This window comes from Maribellus comscasis, assembly GCF_009762775.1.
GTDB lineage: Bacteria > Bacteroidota > Bacteroidia > Bacteroidales > Prolixibacteraceae > Draconibacterium > Draconibacterium comscasis.
The window spans coordinates 3,105,712-3,120,880 of the sequence record NZ_CP046401.1; the positions used below are offsets into that span (position 1 = coordinate 3,105,712).

At 37.3% G+C, this 15,169-nt stretch carries 19 protein-coding genes; 6 read left to right on the plus strand and 13 right to left on the minus strand.

All coding sequences use genetic code 11. The features are described 5' to 3' along the window. Nucleotides 1-23: 23 nt before the first annotated feature. From atpH to atpB, 4 genes are all read right to left on the minus strand, one after another. Entirely contained in the window at nt 24-575 is a 552-nt protein-coding gene (gene atpH, locus GM418_RS12345; RefSeq protein ID WP_158866582.1) for an ATP synthase F1 subunit delta, read from the minus strand. Nucleotides 576-579: 4 nt separating this feature from the next. Further along, complete coding sequence (locus GM418_RS12350; protein WP_158866585.1) at nt 580-1,074, minus strand: F0F1 ATP synthase subunit B; 495 nt, start codon at nt 1,072-1,074, stop codon at nt 580-582. A gap of 70 nt (nt 1,075-1,144) precedes the next feature. Further along, on the minus strand, nt 1,145-1,408 hold the full coding sequence (gene atpE, locus GM418_RS12355) for an ATP synthase F0 subunit C (RefSeq protein WP_158866587.1): 264 nt from the start codon (nt 1,406-1,408) through the stop codon (nt 1,145-1,147). Between the two features lie 21 nt (nt 1,409-1,429). Beyond that, nucleotides 1,430-2,560, minus strand: a complete 1,131-nt coding sequence (gene atpB, locus GM418_RS12360) for a F0F1 ATP synthase subunit A (protein ID WP_158866589.1) — start codon at nt 2,558-2,560, stop codon at nt 1,430-1,432. Between the two features lie 299 nt (nt 2,561-2,859). Between atpB and GM418_RS12365 the strand changes: the two genes are divergently transcribed. From GM418_RS12365 to GM418_RS12385, 5 genes are all read left to right on the plus strand, one after another. Further along, nucleotides 2,860-4,311, plus strand: coding sequence for a tetratricopeptide repeat protein (locus tag GM418_RS12365; RefSeq protein ID WP_158866591.1), 1,452 nt, complete (start codon nt 2,860-2,862; stop codon nt 4,309-4,311). Nucleotides 4,312-4,575: 264 nt separating this feature from the next. Further along, nucleotides 4,576-5,034 carry a T9SS type A sorting domain-containing protein gene (locus GM418_RS12370; RefSeq protein ID WP_158866593.1) on the plus strand — a complete coding sequence of 153 codons (459 nt, stop codon included), beginning with the start codon at nt 4,576-4,578 and terminating at the stop codon, nt 5,032-5,034. Nucleotides 5,035-5,068: 34 nt separating this feature from the next. Then, entirely contained in the window at nt 5,069-5,827 is a 759-nt protein-coding gene (locus GM418_RS12375) for a hypothetical protein (protein WP_158866595.1), read from the plus strand. Between the two features lie 5 nt (nt 5,828-5,832). After that, nucleotides 5,833-6,156 (plus strand): hypothetical protein, encoded by a 324-nt coding sequence (locus tag GM418_RS12380; RefSeq protein WP_158866598.1) that lies wholly within the window; start codon nt 5,833-5,835, stop codon nt 6,154-6,156. A gap of 71 nt (nt 6,157-6,227) precedes the next feature. Further along, nucleotides 6,228-6,791 (plus strand): hypothetical protein, encoded by a 564-nt coding sequence (locus GM418_RS12385; protein WP_158866600.1) that lies wholly within the window; start codon nt 6,228-6,230, stop codon nt 6,789-6,791. Between the two features lie 33 nt (nt 6,792-6,824). Here the strand turns inward: GM418_RS12385 and GM418_RS12390 are convergent, their stop codons facing one another. From GM418_RS12390 to dxs, 8 genes are all read right to left on the minus strand, one after another. Next, nucleotides 6,825-7,214 carry a hypothetical protein gene (locus tag GM418_RS12390; RefSeq protein WP_158866603.1) on the minus strand — a complete coding sequence of 130 codons (390 nt, stop codon included), beginning with the start codon at nt 7,212-7,214 and terminating at the stop codon, nt 6,825-6,827. Beyond that, nucleotides 7,211-7,435, minus strand: coding sequence for an AtpZ/AtpI family protein (locus GM418_RS12395; protein ID WP_158866605.1), 225 nt, complete (start codon nt 7,433-7,435; stop codon nt 7,211-7,213). Before GM418_RS12395 ends, GM418_RS12390 begins: the two co-directional genes overlap by 4 nt. Beyond that, entirely contained in the window at nt 7,413-7,802 is a 390-nt protein-coding gene (locus GM418_RS12400; protein WP_217447782.1) for a bactofilin family protein, read from the minus strand. The genes GM418_RS12395 and GM418_RS12400 overlap by 23 nt, the downstream gene beginning before the upstream one ends. 142 nt (nt 7,803-7,944) lie before the next feature. Beyond that, a complete protein-coding gene (locus tag GM418_RS12405) occupies nt 7,945-8,958 on the minus strand; it encodes a beta-ketoacyl-ACP synthase III (protein WP_158866611.1) in 1,014 nt (337 codons plus the stop codon). Nucleotides 8,959-9,124: 166 nt separating this feature from the next. Further along, nucleotides 9,125-9,310 (minus strand): 50S ribosomal protein L32, encoded by a 186-nt coding sequence (gene rpmF / locus GM418_RS12410; protein ID WP_158866614.1) that lies wholly within the window; start codon nt 9,308-9,310, stop codon nt 9,125-9,127. Nucleotides 9,311-9,322: 12 nt separating this feature from the next. Then, complete coding sequence (locus GM418_RS12415; RefSeq protein ID WP_158866617.1) at nt 9,323-9,865, minus strand: YceD family protein; 543 nt, start codon at nt 9,863-9,865, stop codon at nt 9,323-9,325. A 114-nt stretch (nt 9,866-9,979) separates the two neighbouring features. Next, nucleotides 9,980-11,116, minus strand: a complete 1,137-nt coding sequence (locus GM418_RS12420) for a sensor histidine kinase (protein ID WP_246222835.1) — start codon at nt 11,114-11,116, stop codon at nt 9,980-9,982. 146 nt (nt 11,117-11,262) lie between these two features. Then, a complete protein-coding gene (gene dxs, locus GM418_RS12425) occupies nt 11,263-13,173 on the minus strand; it encodes a 1-deoxy-D-xylulose-5-phosphate synthase (protein WP_158866620.1) in 1,911 nt (636 codons plus the stop codon). A gap of 128 nt (nt 13,174-13,301) precedes the next feature. Here dxs and GM418_RS12430 point away from each other — a divergent pair, with 128 nt between their 5' ends. Next, complete coding sequence (locus GM418_RS12430) at nt 13,302-14,258, plus strand: OmpA family protein (RefSeq protein WP_158866623.1); 957 nt, start codon at nt 13,302-13,304, stop codon at nt 14,256-14,258. Between the two features lie 50 nt (nt 14,259-14,308). Here GM418_RS12430 and GM418_RS12435 read toward each other — a convergent pair whose 3' ends face one another. Beyond that, a complete protein-coding gene (locus GM418_RS12435) occupies nt 14,309-15,082 on the minus strand; it encodes a type III pantothenate kinase (protein ID WP_158866626.1) in 774 nt (257 codons plus the stop codon). Nucleotides 15,083-15,169 lie beyond the last annotated feature (87 nt).

Sequence of the window (15,169 nt, forward strand, 5' to 3'; positions counted from 1 at the left end):
TTATATTTTTTTTACGCTTTCGGTTAATTTTTTAATTCAGTTTCCAATAATGTCTGCTTCACTTTTTTAAGCTGCGTGGCAATACTGGCATCATATTGTTTGTCATCCAGTCGCAAAATCATTCCGCCAATAATGTCGGGATTGACCTGCGTTGAAAGCTCTATTTTTGCCGCTAGTTCTTTTTCCATCAGCTTTTCAACTTTTTCGACTGTATCAGTACTTATTTCCGACGCTGTTGTTAGTATTGCAGATTTTATATTTTGATCTTTCCGGGTGAGTGCAAGGAAATTTCTGCAAATTCCCGGAATGTGCACTTCTCTTTTGTTTTTTGCAATCAGGTTAAGAAAGTTTAGTGTAAGTTCATTTACACTCCCTTGAAAGATTGCTGTAATCAATTCTATTTTTTTTGATGTTTTTACGATTGGGCTTTCCAGCAAAAGAATAAAATCGGCAGAATCTGCTCCGACGGAAGCAACCAACTCAATATCTGCTTTTAACGGTTCGAGGAGGTTTTTTTCTTTTGCCAGTTCAAAAAAAGCTTTGGCGTATCTTACTGTAATTGCACTTTGGTCCATAGGATTAATTCAGCTTAATTTCATCGATTAAACCATCTACCATTTTTTCCTGTTCGCCCTTATTGCCCAATTCTTTTTTTATCACTTTTTCCGCAATAATTACCGACAATTCGGCTACTTGTTTTTTAATATCGTTAATGGCAGCTGTTTTTTCACTTTGAATTTGCTGGCGTGCCTGTTCGATACTTTTTTGTGTTTCGGCACCGGCTTTTTCTTTTGCTTCAGCAATAATTTTTTCCTTTATTTCTTTTGCTTCTTTCAGGATTACATCTTTTTCCCTGCGGGCTTCAGCAATAATTTTTTCATTATCTGCTTTTAAACCTTCCACCTCTTTACGAGCGAGGTCGGCAGAGTTTAATGCATTGGCAATTGATTCTTCCCTGTCTTTTAACGCATTCAGAATTGGTTTCCAGGCGAATTTCCGGAGAATAAAAAGCACAATTCCGAAAATAATAATCATCCAAAATATTGTGCCGGGATTTGGTGTAACTAAGCCCATAATTTTAATTTTTTAAAGTTGCGGCAACTGCATCCCCGGCAATCCCGGGGATGGCTGCCCATTTTTTTTGCTAAACGAAAATAACGAGTGCACAAATGATCACAGCAAAGAAGGCAACACCTTCAATCAACGCTGCAGAAACGATCATGTTAGAGCGAATGTCGCCACTGGCTTCGGGCTGGCGGGCGATAGCTTCCATAGCACTGGCACCGATTTTACCGATACCCATACCTGCACCAATTGCAGCTAACCCAGCTCCCAAAGCAGCACCCATTTTACCGATGGTTGCACCGGCGGCCGCTTGTAGCAATACAGTTAAAATTGCTGATAACATAGCATTTAATTTTTATAATTATTAATGATGATCTGCTGTCGCCATTCCAAAATAGAGTGCCGACAACAGTGTAAAAACATAAGCTTGTATAAACGAAACCAGTACATCCAGCATTAAAATGAACACTGAAAATGCAACTGATATCGGGCTTGCAGCCAATCCAACACCAGCATTAAATAAACTGGCGAAAATAAAAATCAGACTCACAAAAACCGTAACAATCATATGACCGGCCATCATGTTGGCAAAAAGTCGTACCATCAAAACAAACGGTTTTGTAATTACTCCCGATAGTTCAACAATCGGCATTAATGGCAAAGGAAATTTTAACCACCATGGTACATCCGGGTTATAAATTTCTTTCCAGTAATGTTTGTTTCCGCTAATGGTAGTAATTGCAAAAGTGAATAATGCCAAAACCATCGTTACAGCAATATTACCTGTTACATTTGCACCAAATGGCGGAATAGGTATCAAACCCATAAAATTGTTGATCAGAATAAAAAAGAAAACAGTGAGAAGAAATGGCATAAATTTTTCGTATTTCTTTTCACCAATAGCGGGCTTTGCAACTTCATCACGAATAAAAACAATAATTGGCTCCAAAGCATTTTGTAATCCTGAAGGAGCTTTCCCTTTGTTTTTCTTTGCTGATGAAGCAACGGCAAGCAAAACCCAAATCAAAATAACAACCGAAACCAATATTCCGGCAACTGTTTTGGTAATTGAAATATCAGTAGGTTTACCTGCTTCCTGCCCTTGTTCGTCAAGCTCTACAATTTTTCCTTTATTTTCTTCGGTTTGTGAAAGACGAAATCCTTTATAATCCGCATGGCCGTGATGAAATTTGGATGACATAAAAACATGAAAACTTTTGCCATCGTGCCATTCCGGTTTTTTGCTGTAAACAATTATTGGCAGCGGAATGCTTATATGCGTATCGCCAAACGAAACGATATGCCAGTCGTGTGCATCGGAAACGTGCTCAATCACAAATTCCCCGGCGTTAAACGATTCTTCTTCGTGAGAGCCATCACCATGTGATTCTTCCGCATGTGCTGTATGTTCTTCTGCATGTTGCGCTAAAGCCGGCACAGAAGAAATCACTGACAAGGCAAGAAATATCCCAAATATCTTCGCGGTTTTCAGCATAGTTTTATCCAGTTTGTCAAGTGTCCACAAATTTAAAAGAATTTTTTTACCGTCTATGAAAATTTAATTTTTTCCAACAAGAATTAACAATGTCGAAAAACTAGATTTAAAAAGATATGTTAAAGAAAATGTTTTAGGTGTTTTTTTTGATGACGCTACATATTGTTTCAATTAAATAGTCATAAAAGCTGAAGGTTTTGCGGATAATTTTACAATCATTTGTGTTATGTAAAACTGAGTATGATAGTTATTGTTTGTGCCCATTTTATTAAATTTGCTGGGTGTAATAAAATGTAGATGTGCTAAAAATCTTTATTTCCATTTTAGTTTTTATTCAATGGGCAAATGTGTTACCGGCAGAAAACTCACCTGGTGACAGCATTATCAATATGGCAAAAAATTACATTAGAAAATCACAACCCGATGCTGCAATTCCGCTTTTAATACATCTCATAGATAGCAGTAGATATGATGAAACTATAATTAAAGCTAATATCAATCTTGCTGAAGCATATCGCCAGAAAAAAGAGTATAAAAAAGGGATTGATCTGATTAAATTCATTCTGAAAAAATACAAATTGGCTGATGATGATTTAGCCTTTGCTTATAACCGGATAGCTGCTTTGTACAATGAATCCGAAGACAGGCAATTGCATGGAAAAGACAGTGCCATTTATTATTCAGAACGTTGCATAAAACTTGCAGAACAAACGGGAAATATTAATTTGCTTGCTACATCTCAAAATGAGATTGCATATGCATACCGGACAAAAAGGGATTTACAAAGATCATTGGACTATTGTCAAAAAGCTTATACAAATTTTATTGATTTGCGTATGTATGAATACGCTATAAATGTAGCTATTAATCTGAGTGGAACATATATCGATCTTCATGAATACGATAAAGCGCTTGAAGTAAATGAAGAAGCATTTCAATTGTTTTCAGAAGATTTAAATAAAAATCTTTACATGCGCTTATACTTGAATAAGGCACATGTATATCAAATGATGGAAGACTATAAAAATGCTTTTGAGGCTATGGGTACAGCCCGGAGTATGCAAAAAACCTATTACGAAGACCGAATCAGGTTTCAGATTAACGAAATGTCGGCCAAGTATGATTTGCAAACGAAGGAATTTCAGATTAAGGAAATTGAAGCTAACCAGAAAATAATTGCTCAACAAAAGAAGTATTTGTCTATTATTCTTATAATTGTGGTATTTACTTTTGTTATCACATTGCTTACTATTTACTTAAAGCGAAAGAACAGTATTCAAAAAGAAAAGTTAACAGAACAGGAAAACTTACGCCTTAAACTAAGCCTCGACGCGAAGGAAAGAGAATTGCACTATAAAAACAGGGAACTTTCAGAGGCTATTTCTGCCACAATTTCCATAAATGAAACACTAAAGTCAATCAAATTGCTGCTGAACCCCGATTCGAATGGGAAAGCTATAAAGGCTATAAACGGCACCCTGAACAGAAATCTGAACTGGGAGAAGTTTCAGGTAACTTTTAATGAAGTTTATCCTGCTTTTTTTGTCCATTTAAATGAGAGATATCCGGCGTTAACAAAAAATGAGAAACGACTTTGTGCATTTTTACTAATGGATATGAAGACGAGTGAAATTGCAAATCTTATGAACATTTCAGAAACATCGGTAAGTAAAAACAGAAACCGTTTGCGAAAAAAATTAGGATTGGAAGGCAGCATTGATATTACGGCATTCTTTAAGACTTTTGTGTAAATTACTGCAATTGTTGTCTGCGCAAGGAGTCAAATTTCTTCAACTATTTGAATAATACTGAACTTATGTAGTATTTAACTTTCTCGATTTTGTCATACCTGTTTCTTTTCCAAATACCTGGATGTTTCATAAATTTGGTATTAGCAGTTATACAACGCTGTATCATAAGTTAATATTTCCAGAAAGCTTTCTGATGAGGTTGCGAATTGCCTTGCGGAAAAGAGAAAGGACGCAAAAAATTAAAATTTTAAAAAAACCAACATTATGAGATTTCAAGTATTTTTTCTGATGTTTCTGTGTTCTCTTGTGACCTATGGTCAGGATATTGTTTTAAGTTCCAAAATGATGGCCACAAGTGGGACAAGCCAAAATTTTAATGCCGTGAATATTTCCCGATGGAGCTTGGGAGAAGTTCATTCGTTAACATTCGGCGATAATAGAATTGCCGAAATAAACAAAGTTGGGTGGGATGTCACTTCTTATCCGAACCCCTTTACCAGCGAATTGAGCCTTGATTTTCAGATTGCAAAAGAAATGAAAGTTGAAATCAAGGTAGTGGATATAAATGGGAAAAAAGTCTATTCTCAAAATAACTGGTCGGTACTGAAAGGACAGACAATTCAACTCAATTTGGAATATCTCGTTTCAGGTACTTATCTCATTTTTGTGTTGCCTGAAGATGAAAAGGTTATGAAAGTTTTTAAGGTTCAGAAAAGTCGATAAAAAATCAATTATAAACTTCCTAAATTTTACCAATATGAAAAAATTTATACTCGTATTTGTTTTGGGTATTATGATTTTTAATGCCTTTGCACAAACGCCTGAAGGGATTGTATATCAGGCAGAAGCCCGGGATAATAGTGGGAATCTTTATCAAAATGTGTTCTTAGATGTTCAAATAACAATTCTGAAAGACTATATACAGGGAGAAGTTGTTTGGATTGGAAACCACCAGGTAACCGCCAACAATTACGGCATGTTTGTTCTGATAATTGGCACAGGGGAAAATGATGCCGGATATGATTTTGATACAATTTTCTGGGGAGAATATCCTCACTTTCTAAATGTTAAGGTGAAAAAGAGTGAAAGTTCTTTATGGATTGATATGGGAACCGAGCAGTTTCTGTCAGTTCCCTATGCTCTACATTCAAAAACGGCAAGCGAAATTATTTATGATCAGGGAAGTAGTTTAAAAAGCGCCGAACCCGGTGTTTCTTCGCAAAACTGGTCTTTGTTTGGAAACTTGAAATCGGACCCGGAGAAAGATAAACTGGGTACAACCGATGATGCCGACCTTGTTTTTGTTACCAATAATATTGAGCGTTTACGTATTACTGCCGATGGTCAACTGGTGACTCCTGAAGGTTCCGGATTGGTTTTGGGAGGCAACCTGGCAGTTTCCGGTGACAGCACGAAGATCGATAAGGATTTGTATGTGGGTAGAAATGTTTACCTAAATACAAGCGACGAATTTTTTCCTAAAGGCAAGGCAAAAGTTATCTTGGAAATAATGTAGCATTTATGGGGCAAATTCCGGTTAAAATTATAGGGCCTGCACAAAACGGAGATTATATCGTTGCAAAGGGAGAATTTCCCGGATATGGCGTTGCTGTCAATCCGAAAAAAATGACGGTTGACGATTTTAAACTGGCTGTTGGAAGGTCGTGGGAAACAAATACTGCCAGTGGTCCCAAGATGGTAAATACGGTTGTTGGAGTGCATAACGGAGATTATTTGAATGTATTTAAACAGTACGAACAGCGTTTTAAAGAATCAGAAGATCGTTTACAGGCACTGGAGTCAAAAATTGAAATACTTGCCGGAGAAATAGTGATAGAGAAATAGCAGTAAAATCAGCTTGCTCAAAAGTTTTCATTGTAAACTTTTGGGCAGCTTTTATTTGTAAAATAATACATATGTTAAAATATATTTTCTTTTTTCTTTCTTTTGTTGCTACCAATGTTTTATTTGGGCAAAACAATAAGGAGGAGAAAAACGATATCGCTTCAAATGTTATTAAAGAATGGTTAATTGATCTTAATCAAAAAGGACTGGAGTTAAAAGGCGATTCCTTAATTGTAAGCCAGGAGGTTTTGAAGGTGCTCGACGATGAGGCCTACAGAAAAACCATCTATCCTGAAATTTACTCCTGGGAACCGGCGATTCAGTTTATTCAAAAAGAGGAGTTGAAACCGGCTTTCTGGTATTTTATTAATATGTATCCTGAAAATGAAAAAAACAAAGAGTTGGTGATAAAATCAGTGATAACTTACGACCAGCTTTTTAAAATGGACGAATTACTCATCAATACATTTTATACCTATAGCTTTTTAGATCCTGAAATAGGCAAGATAAATAACGGAGTTCCGGAGATTATAAGACCGGATGTTCTGGAAAAAAAACTGAAAGTTGTAAATGAAATTGTGAGTTATGTGCAAGCCTTCAGAAAAAATCAGGAAAACGACAACAGGAGTCAATGATTTTTAATAGCTTATGGTAAAAAGACATCTGATTTAGGTATCTTTTCTTTTGGAAATCCGGGTGATTTCTGAAACTTCAACAAAGGAAAAAACAAGGTAAAGGAAAAACAGGGCAATTACAAAAACGAGCGCATTTTCCGGGTCGTTGGCAATATATACAACTGCAAAAACCGAATAGACGATCAATTTGAAAAAAGTGACCAACATGGTACTTCGTGTAAATTTCCCTATATCCTTTTTTGCCAGTTTTAACTGATAGGTGTGCACAGCTATGGCAACAATTAAAAAGAAAACCAAAGCATACGGGAAAACTGATAAATAGTATTGTGGAATAAAAAGTGAAAAAGCCAGCCAGCCAACTAGTACAATAGCCGCAGATAAGGTGAGTATTTTTACAATAAATCGTTTTAAACTGGTGTTCATTTTTTTAGCAGGTTTCTGGTTCCGTAAATAATTGCAACTATAACTGAAAATACCATTAATCCCAATGTAAATCCTTTAAATTCATTTTCTATCCATTGGTCAATTTTATAGCCAAGGAATGTAAAAATTCCGATGATGGCCATCATTTCGAACCCCAGGCTGGAATAGCGAATAAAGTTATCTAACTTCTTTTTGGGTTTATTTTGTTTTTGGTTGTTCATAGGCAGGTTTTTCTCCCCCCATATTACAGTTCCCTATATAAATTGATCCCGGTTCAACAGAAAGTTTTCCGATAACTATGTCTCCGTATACTTTAGCTGTCGATTTCATACTTAAAACATCAAGAACTTTGAGTTTGCCTTTTATAAATCCTGAAACTTCAAGGTTAGTGCAATTTATTTCACCTGTTATCTTCCCCTGAGGGCCTACAACCAACTTTCCCTTCGCTATAACATTTCCTTCAAGTGTTCCGTCAATGCGTATATCTCCGGATGCTGAAACATTGCCTTTAATTACAGTTCCTTCACTAATAATATTTATTGTTTGGGATGGTACTTCTCCGTAGGTTTTAGTGGTTTGTTTAGCCATTTTTAGAATCATTTAATAATTTCTCTTTAAAGTACTGGTTTTACAACTTCTTTAAGGGGAAAATTTGGCGTTTGAAATTACAAAATTTTGTAAAGGCTCCAAAAGTAATTTTCTTTTTTTCCGGAAGAAGGTCAGTTTTGTGTTATTTCTCTACAGGAGGACTATAGGCCCATTTCAGGAACACACTTCCCCAGGTAAATCCTGCACCAAAGGCTGCAAGAATTATATTGTCGCCTTTTTTTAGTTGATTCTCATAATCGTATAAACAAAGTGGTATTGTTGCAGCGGTGGTGTTTCCGTATTTTTGAATGTTGATCATCACCTTGTCTTTACTTACACCCATTCTGCGCGCTGTGGCATCGATAATACGCATGTTCGCCTGGTGTGGAACCAGCCATGCCACATCTTCAGATTTTAGTTTATTTTTTTTCATTATTTCAACAGCTACATCGGCCATGCTTGAAACTGCTGCTTTGAAAACGGCCTGTCCTTCCTGGTACACAAAGTGCTCGTCTCGTTCTACTGTTTCACAGGAAGCCGGGCGTAACGAACCTCCTGCTTTCATGTGAAGATGGTGCCGCCCAAGTCCGTCAACCCGATTGATATAATCAATAATACCAACTTCATCAATTGTTGGCTCGAGCAAAACTGCGGAACCGGCATCTCCGAACAATGGACAAGTTGTGCGGTCTTTGTAGTTTGTAATGGAAGACATCATGTCGGCCCCAACAATTATAACTTTTTTATACCGACCCGATTCGATAAACTGAACACCGGTGGACAGTGCAAAAATGAACCCCGAGCAGGCTGCGTTTAAATCAAAACTCCAGGCATTGTGAATCCCGGTTTTGTGTGCAATAATATTTGCAGTAGCCGGAAATGGCATGTCGGGTGTAATGGTGGCGCACATTAACATATCCACCTCGCCGGGAGAAGTATTTGTTTTTTCAAGCAATTCCATTACTGCCGCCGCACCCATATCGCTGGTTGCTTTTCCTTCTTCTTTTAAAATACGGCGTTCTTTTATACCGATGCGTTGCATTATCCATTCGTCGGATGTGTCAACCATGGTACTTATTTCGTCATTTGTTAATTTATAATCGGGTAAAAAAGCTCCAACTCCTGTAATTGCTGCCCTGATTTTTGTTCTGCGCATTGTTGTAAAATTGTTTCAAAAAAATCTGGGTGAATATAGAAGTAATATGCTGTTTATGCAATGAAACAGGGGTGTGACAGACAAAGAGGTTAACAAATAATTAAGTTTATCCAGAACAATTAATTCTTATGTTCGAAAAATAAAAAAACCAGGTATTGTACCTGGTTTAAATTGCAATTTCTTTTTCAATAACCTGCTTGCCTCTGTAGTATCCACACTCCGGGCAAACGGTGTGATATTTCACTGTGGTTCCACAGTTTGAACAAGTTGCTAGCGTCGGGAGCGTAGCTTTGTAATGCGTACGCCTTTTATCCCTTCTCGATTTCGACGTTTTATGCTTCGGATGTGCCATCGTATTTTAATTTTAATTATTATTTCCTAATTTACGTAATGCTTCCCAACGCGGATCAATTTGTTGTTGTTCTTCTTCCTCCGCCGGAAAACTCATATAATCTTTCAGTTTTTTTAGCATTTCTTTGTTGCATTCTCTTTTTCCGTCGTCATTTTTTGGATGAACATGCCGCAAAGGAATACTTAACATTATATATTCATAAAAAATTTGTGCCAGGCTAATATGATGTTCTTCGGGTAAAACCCAAATAACATTTTCTCCGTCTTCAAACTCCTGTTCCCCGAATTTCACAAAAATTTCTGTTTTGTGTTTTATCTTTTGCTGGTAATTGTCCAGACACCGATCGCACACGAGTTCTACCCAACCTTTTATTTTAATGTGAAGTTTCAAAAAAGCACTTCGTTTCTCCAAAGTTACTTTTATTTCTGCCTCACCGTTATCAACCAGGCTACCTTCAAAGTGTTCAAAGAACCTACCGTCAACTTGGAATTCAAATTTATGCTCGCCTTCAGAAAGACCTTTAAAAGCAATGTTATATTTTGTTTTCCAATTCACGGCTCGAAAAAAGTGTTGCAAAAGTATAAATTTTTTATAAACACCCGAAAAATTCAAAGAATTATTTCCGACTAGTTAAAATTGAATGAAAAATTAGCTTTGTTTTGGCAAGTTTCACTTATTCAACACAATCCGGAAAGTGGTTCCTTTTCCAATTTCAGATGATTTTATAAAGATTTTGCCACTGTGGTAGTTTTCGATGATTCGTTTTGCCAGCGAGAGTCCAAGCCCCCAGCCCCGTTTTTTTGTTGAGTACCCGGGATTAAAAACTGTTTTGTGTTGCGATTTGTGAATTCCTTTGCCGGTATCCGAAACATCGATGTTTATTGTGTTTTCCTTTTCTTTTATATTAATGGTAATTCTGCCGTTGTTATCCATTGCATCAATGGCATTTTTACAAAGGTTTTCAATCACCCACGAGAACAGGGCTGCATTTAAAGGAGCGAGAATAAAATCGTTTTCGCCAAAGGAAGTTTCAAATTTAACTTTGCCTGAAGAGCGTGTTTTAAGATAACTAACGGTTGAGCTCAGTACTTCAACCAGATTTTGCTGTAGCAATTCCGGTTTAGAACCGATTTTGGAAAACCGTTCGGTTATTTTTTCCAGTCGCTGCGTATCTTTTTCAAACTCACCAATCAGGGTTTTGTCAACATTCTGTAATTTCAACAATTCAATCCAGGCCATTAAAGATGAAATGGGCGTACCCAACTGGTGGGCTGTTTCTTTTGACATGCCAACCCAAACCTGATTTTGTTCTGCCTTTTGTGTGGCATTGAAAGCAAAGTAGGACACCAAAATAAATATTACAATTACCACAAGCTGAACCAACGGATAATAACGAAGGTTGCGCAAAATATTTGACTCACTAAAATAAAGTAAAAGTGTATTCTCTTCTGAAAGTTTTATTGGAATAGGGGGAGAATAGTCTTTCATTTTTTTGAGTTCTTTTGTAAGAACTTGTTCCCTTCTTTCTTTTTTGTAATTGATGTTGAAATCGTTATTAAAAGAACCATCGGGATTTACAATAATAATTGGAATGGTTGTATTTTGCTCCAGAATTTCATTTATAAATGTTAAATAAGCAGAATTTAATTTTTGGAAATCGGACGATGACCCCGTTGCACTTCCGCTGTCAACAAATCGTTTTGTCGCTTCAGCCCAGAGTTCAACCTTTTTTCGCTCTTCCTGAGCCATTTTCCCTGAAAGCCAGTTGGTATAGAGTAGTGAGGCAACGCCAATTATTACTGCCACAACAAGCAGCAAAATTTTGCCGCGTTTTCTTTTTAAATAAATATCCAATACAAAGCGTTTTTATTTCAATAGTTGAAAACGAATGAAAGATATAAATATTATATCAGATAAAACAGGATTTTTTACTGAACGGGCCCACTCTGTAATTATGATTTTTTCAGGATCTCCAGGACTGAAGTTTTTATTCCTTTTGCATCAATACCACATTCTTTGTATAAATCTTCCGGGGTCCCGTGTTCAATAAACCGGTCGGGGATACCCATAATTTTTATTTGGTTTGAAAATCCGTTTTCTGCCATAAACTCCAAAACAGCGCTTCCAAAACCACCTTTAACTGTCCCGTCTTCAACAGTTATAATGGTTTTAAATTTTTTGAATACCTGCGTCAATATTTCCTCATCGAGTGGCTTTACAAAACGCATATCATAATGTGCTGCTGAAACTCCTTCCCCGGAAAGACTTTCTACTGCCCGCTGTGCAAAAATTCCTGATTTTCCGATGGTTAAAATGGCAATATCTTCACCCTCGGATAATACGCGACCCTTGCCGATTTCTATTTTTTCGAATGGTTTCTTCCAGTCGGGTTTTATTCCGCAACCACGCGGATAACGAATTGAGAATGGCTGAGCGATATCATCAAGCTGGGCAGTATACATCAGGTTACGCAAATCAATTTCATCCATTGGAGCAGATATAATCATGTTGGGGACCAAACGCATGTATGAAATGTCGAAAACTCCGTGGTGGGTTGGCCCGTCTTCTCCAACAAGACCTCCGCGGTCGAGGCAAAAAACAACATGTAATTTTTGCAGGGCTACGTCGTGAATGATTTGGTCGTAGGCACGTTGCATGAAAGTGGAGTAAATATTACAAAACGGAACCATTCCCTGGGTTGCCAATCCGGCCGAAAAAGTAACGGCATGTTGCTCTGCAATTCCCACATCAAATGCACGATCAGGCATTTTTTCAATCATCAGGTTCATTGAACATCCGGTTGGCATGGCCGGAGTAATACCCACAATTTTTTTATTTTTTTCGGCCAGTTCGACTAATGTTTCACCAAAAACATTTTGGAATTTAGGTGCTTTATCAATCGGACAGTCGCACGAGTATATTTCGCCTGTAACTTTATCAAAAAGCCCCGGAGCATGAAACTTGGTCTGGTTGATCTCGGCTTGCTTAAAGCCTTTTCCTTTTTTTGTGATAACATGTAACAATTTGGGTCCGGGAATGTCTTTTAAATCTTTTAAAACTTTTGTGAGATAAACAATATCGTGTCCGTCAACCGGGCCAAAATACCTGAAATCAAATGCCTCGAAAAGATTGTTTTCTTTTAAGATTATGTTTTTCAGGGCATGTTGGTTTTTTTGAAGAAACCGGCGGGTTTTTTGTCCAAAGCCATCAAGTTTACCCAATCCTTCCCAAACATCTTTTTTAAATCGGTTGTATGAATGCGACTTTGAAATGTTTAACAAATACTGGCTGAATCCACCTACACTAGGGTCGATTGCCATATTGTTATCATTCAGAATAACAAGAATATCGGATTTTCCTGCTCCTGCGTTGTTCAGGGCTTCGAAAGCCATCCCTCCTGTCATGGCTCCGTCGCCAATTACGGCAACAATCTTTCTATCCTTTTCTCCTTTTATCTTTGAAGCTACCGCCATTCCCAATGCAGCCGAAATAGAAGTTGATGCATGACCAACGCCAAAAACGTCATATTCACTTTCTGTTCTTTTCGGAAATCCACTTAATCCTTTGTATTTTCTATTGGTGATAAAAGTTTGCCGGCGACCAGTCAGAATTTTATGCCCGTAAGCCTGGTGTCCAACATCCCAAACCAAAAGATCATGCGGGGTGTTATAAACATAATGCAAGGCTACGGTAAGTTCAACAACTCCAAGGCTGGCCCCAAAATGCCCGGGGTTTGTCGAAACAACATCAATAATAAAATTTCTTAAATCATCACAAACTACCGGAAGTTCCTCAAGTTTCACTTTTTTGAGTTCTTCCGGGTTATTTATTTTTTCAAGTATTCTCCCCTTTATTTCATCCATATTTGCGAAAAAATATCGTCAAAGATATAACAAATCCTAAACAACAGTTTGTTCAAAAGAGATTTAAATCTTATTTGTTCTACATTGTAAAAGAAGTAATTTTATCAAAAAAATAAAATGACAAAACTATGAAAACAGGAAAAAAGATATTGTTACTCGGCAGTCTGATTATTTTTATCTCTTCATGTGTCTCCTTAAAAGAGTTTAATGAAACCAAAGACAGGCTTACAACAGAGAATGAGCAGCTAAAACGTAACAAAATGGATTTGGAGGCTGCCAATGCTGAATTAAAGAGTCGGGTAGAACAATTGAATTCGCAGAATAAAGAATTGCGGAGTCAGCTGGAGGAAGCGCTTTATGATTTAAATGTTCAGAAACAAAGTAACAGCGCTTTACAAAAAGACGTAGATGATCTTCAAAAGCAAATGGAGGCTCTAAATTCGGGAAGTTCTGCTGAGATTGAAAAGCTTTTAGCTGAATTACAGGAAGCCCGGGGTGATTTGAATAGTCGGGAAGACAAATTGCGGGCGGCGGAAAAAGAACTGGAAGAACGAAATGCTAAGCTTATAGAGTTGCAGAATATACTTGCTCAACAGGAACAGGCTGTTCAGGATTTAAAGAAAAAGGTTATGGATGCTCTGGTTGGCTTTAACAACAACGGGTTGACAGTTCATGAAAAAAATGGAAAAGTGTATGTTTCGCTGGAAGAAAAATTGCTTTTTAAAACAGGACAGTGGGATGTTGATCCCAAAGGGCAGCAGGCTTTAAAAGAACTGAGTAATGTTTTGGCACAAAATCCCGACATTAATATAATGGTAGAAGGACACACAGACGATGTTCCGATGCATGGTTCCGGAGCAGTGAAAGACAACTGGGATTTAAGTGTAATGCGTGCAACTGCCGTTACAAAAATTCTGACTCAGAATAAACAAATCGATCCAAAAAGAATAATAGCAGCAGGGAGAAGTGAATATTTACCGCTTTCGCCTGATAAAACAGCAGAAGGCCGCCAGATGAACCGTCGAACAGAAATTATTCTTACACCCAATTTGGATGAACTGCTCGAAATTATTGATATGAACTGAACCAATTATAGTGAGCGCTAAAAAGACGGCAACGTTTTGTTTGCCGGAAATTAATTTTCACTAACAAATGAATTTATATGGTAAAGACCATCGAGTGTTAAAAGCGGCTCTATGGTCTTTATTTTTTTTGTGAGTGGCGCAACAACAGAACTCAAACCGCCGGTAGCAACCACATGCAGTTTTTCGTTTAGTTCTTCTTCAGTTCTTTCAATAATAGAATCAACAAGACCGGTGTATCCAAAAACAATACCTGACTGTATTGCATGAATGGTGTTTTCGCCCAAAACCGAAGGCGGAGGAGTAAGATGAATTTGTGGTAACTGGGCTGTTTTTCCCGCAAGCGCACTTACCGCTGTATTTAATCCCGGAGCAATAGCGACCCCCCTGATTTCCGAGTCTTTCCCGATTGTGGTAAAAGTAAGTGCTGTACCAAAATCAATAACAGTAGTTAATTTGCCGTATTTCTGAAACGCAGCAACGGAATTGGCTACCAAATCCGCCCCTATTTCATAAGGATTCAGCACCTTCACGGGCAACTTCTTGTATATATCAGGATTTACTACCGTTTGTTTTGATTCGGGGTACAGACTTTTTAGCATTTCTGAAAACGGATGTACAAGCGATGGTACAACACTGCTCAGAATAATTTGTGTAATGTTGGTATTACAAATTTTTCCACCGTTTAATAACGATCGGAAAATAACTTCGTATTCATCGGCGGTTTTTAAGTGGTCGGTTTGAATGCGCCAATGATTTTTCCATTCATTATTTTCGTTCACTCCAAAAACAATGTTTGTATTTCCTACATCTATTGCCAGTAACATGATAAATTGCTTAAAATTTCAATTTCCAAAATACAAATATCAGATAATTTTCATTGTTCGTAAATTCACAAAAGGTTTTTCACAGGA

Excerpts from the sequence above, each read along its gene's own strand:
- atpH (WP_158866582.1), bottom strand. The coding sequence starts at position 575 with ATGGACCAAAGTGCAATTACAGTAAGATACGCCAAAGCTTTTTTTGAA.
- GM418_RS12350 (WP_158866585.1), bottom strand. The coding sequence starts at position 1,074 with ATGGGCTTAGTTACACCAAATCCCGGCACAATATTTTGGATGATTATT.
- atpE (WP_158866587.1), bottom strand. The coding sequence starts at position 1,408 with ATGTTATCAGCAATTTTAACTGTATTGCTACAAGCGGCCGCCGGTGCA.
- atpB (WP_158866589.1), bottom strand. The coding sequence starts at position 2,560 with ATGCTGAAAACCGCGAAGATATTTGGGATATTTCTTGCCTTGTCAGTG.
- GM418_RS12370 (WP_158866593.1), top strand. The coding sequence starts at position 4,576 with ATGAGATTTCAAGTATTTTTTCTGATGTTTCTGTGTTCTCTTGTGACC.
- GM418_RS12375 (WP_158866595.1), top strand. The coding sequence starts at position 5,069 with ATGAAAAAATTTATACTCGTATTTGTTTTGGGTATTATGATTTTTAAT.
- GM418_RS12380 (WP_158866598.1), top strand. The coding sequence starts at position 5,833 with ATGGGGCAAATTCCGGTTAAAATTATAGGGCCTGCACAAAACGGAGAT.
- GM418_RS12385 (WP_158866600.1), top strand. The coding sequence starts at position 6,228 with ATGTTAAAATATATTTTCTTTTTTCTTTCTTTTGTTGCTACCAATGTT.
- GM418_RS12390 (WP_158866603.1), bottom strand. The coding sequence starts at position 7,214 with ATGAACACCAGTTTAAAACGATTTATTGTAAAAATACTCACCTTATCT.
- GM418_RS12395 (WP_158866605.1), bottom strand. The coding sequence starts at position 7,435 with ATGAACAACCAAAAACAAAATAAACCCAAAAAGAAGTTAGATAACTTT.
- GM418_RS12400 (WP_217447782.1), bottom strand. The coding sequence starts at position 7,802 with ATGGCTAAACAAACCACTAAAACCTACGGAGAAGTACCATCCCAAACA.
- GM418_RS12405 (WP_158866611.1), bottom strand. The coding sequence starts at position 8,958 with ATGCGCAGAACAAAAATCAGGGCAGCAATTACAGGAGTTGGAGCTTTT.
- rpmF (WP_158866614.1), bottom strand. The coding sequence starts at position 9,310 with ATGGCACATCCGAAGCATAAAACGTCGAAATCGAGAAGGGATAAAAGG.
- dxs (WP_158866620.1), bottom strand. The coding sequence starts at position 13,173 with ATGGATGAAATAAAGGGGAGAATACTTGAAAAAATAAATAACCCGGAA.
- GM418_RS12430 (WP_158866623.1), top strand. The coding sequence starts at position 13,302 with ATGAAAACAGGAAAAAAGATATTGTTACTCGGCAGTCTGATTATTTTT.
- GM418_RS12435 (WP_158866626.1), bottom strand. The coding sequence starts at position 15,082 with ATGTTACTGGCAATAGATGTAGGAAATACAAACATTGTTTTTGGAGTG.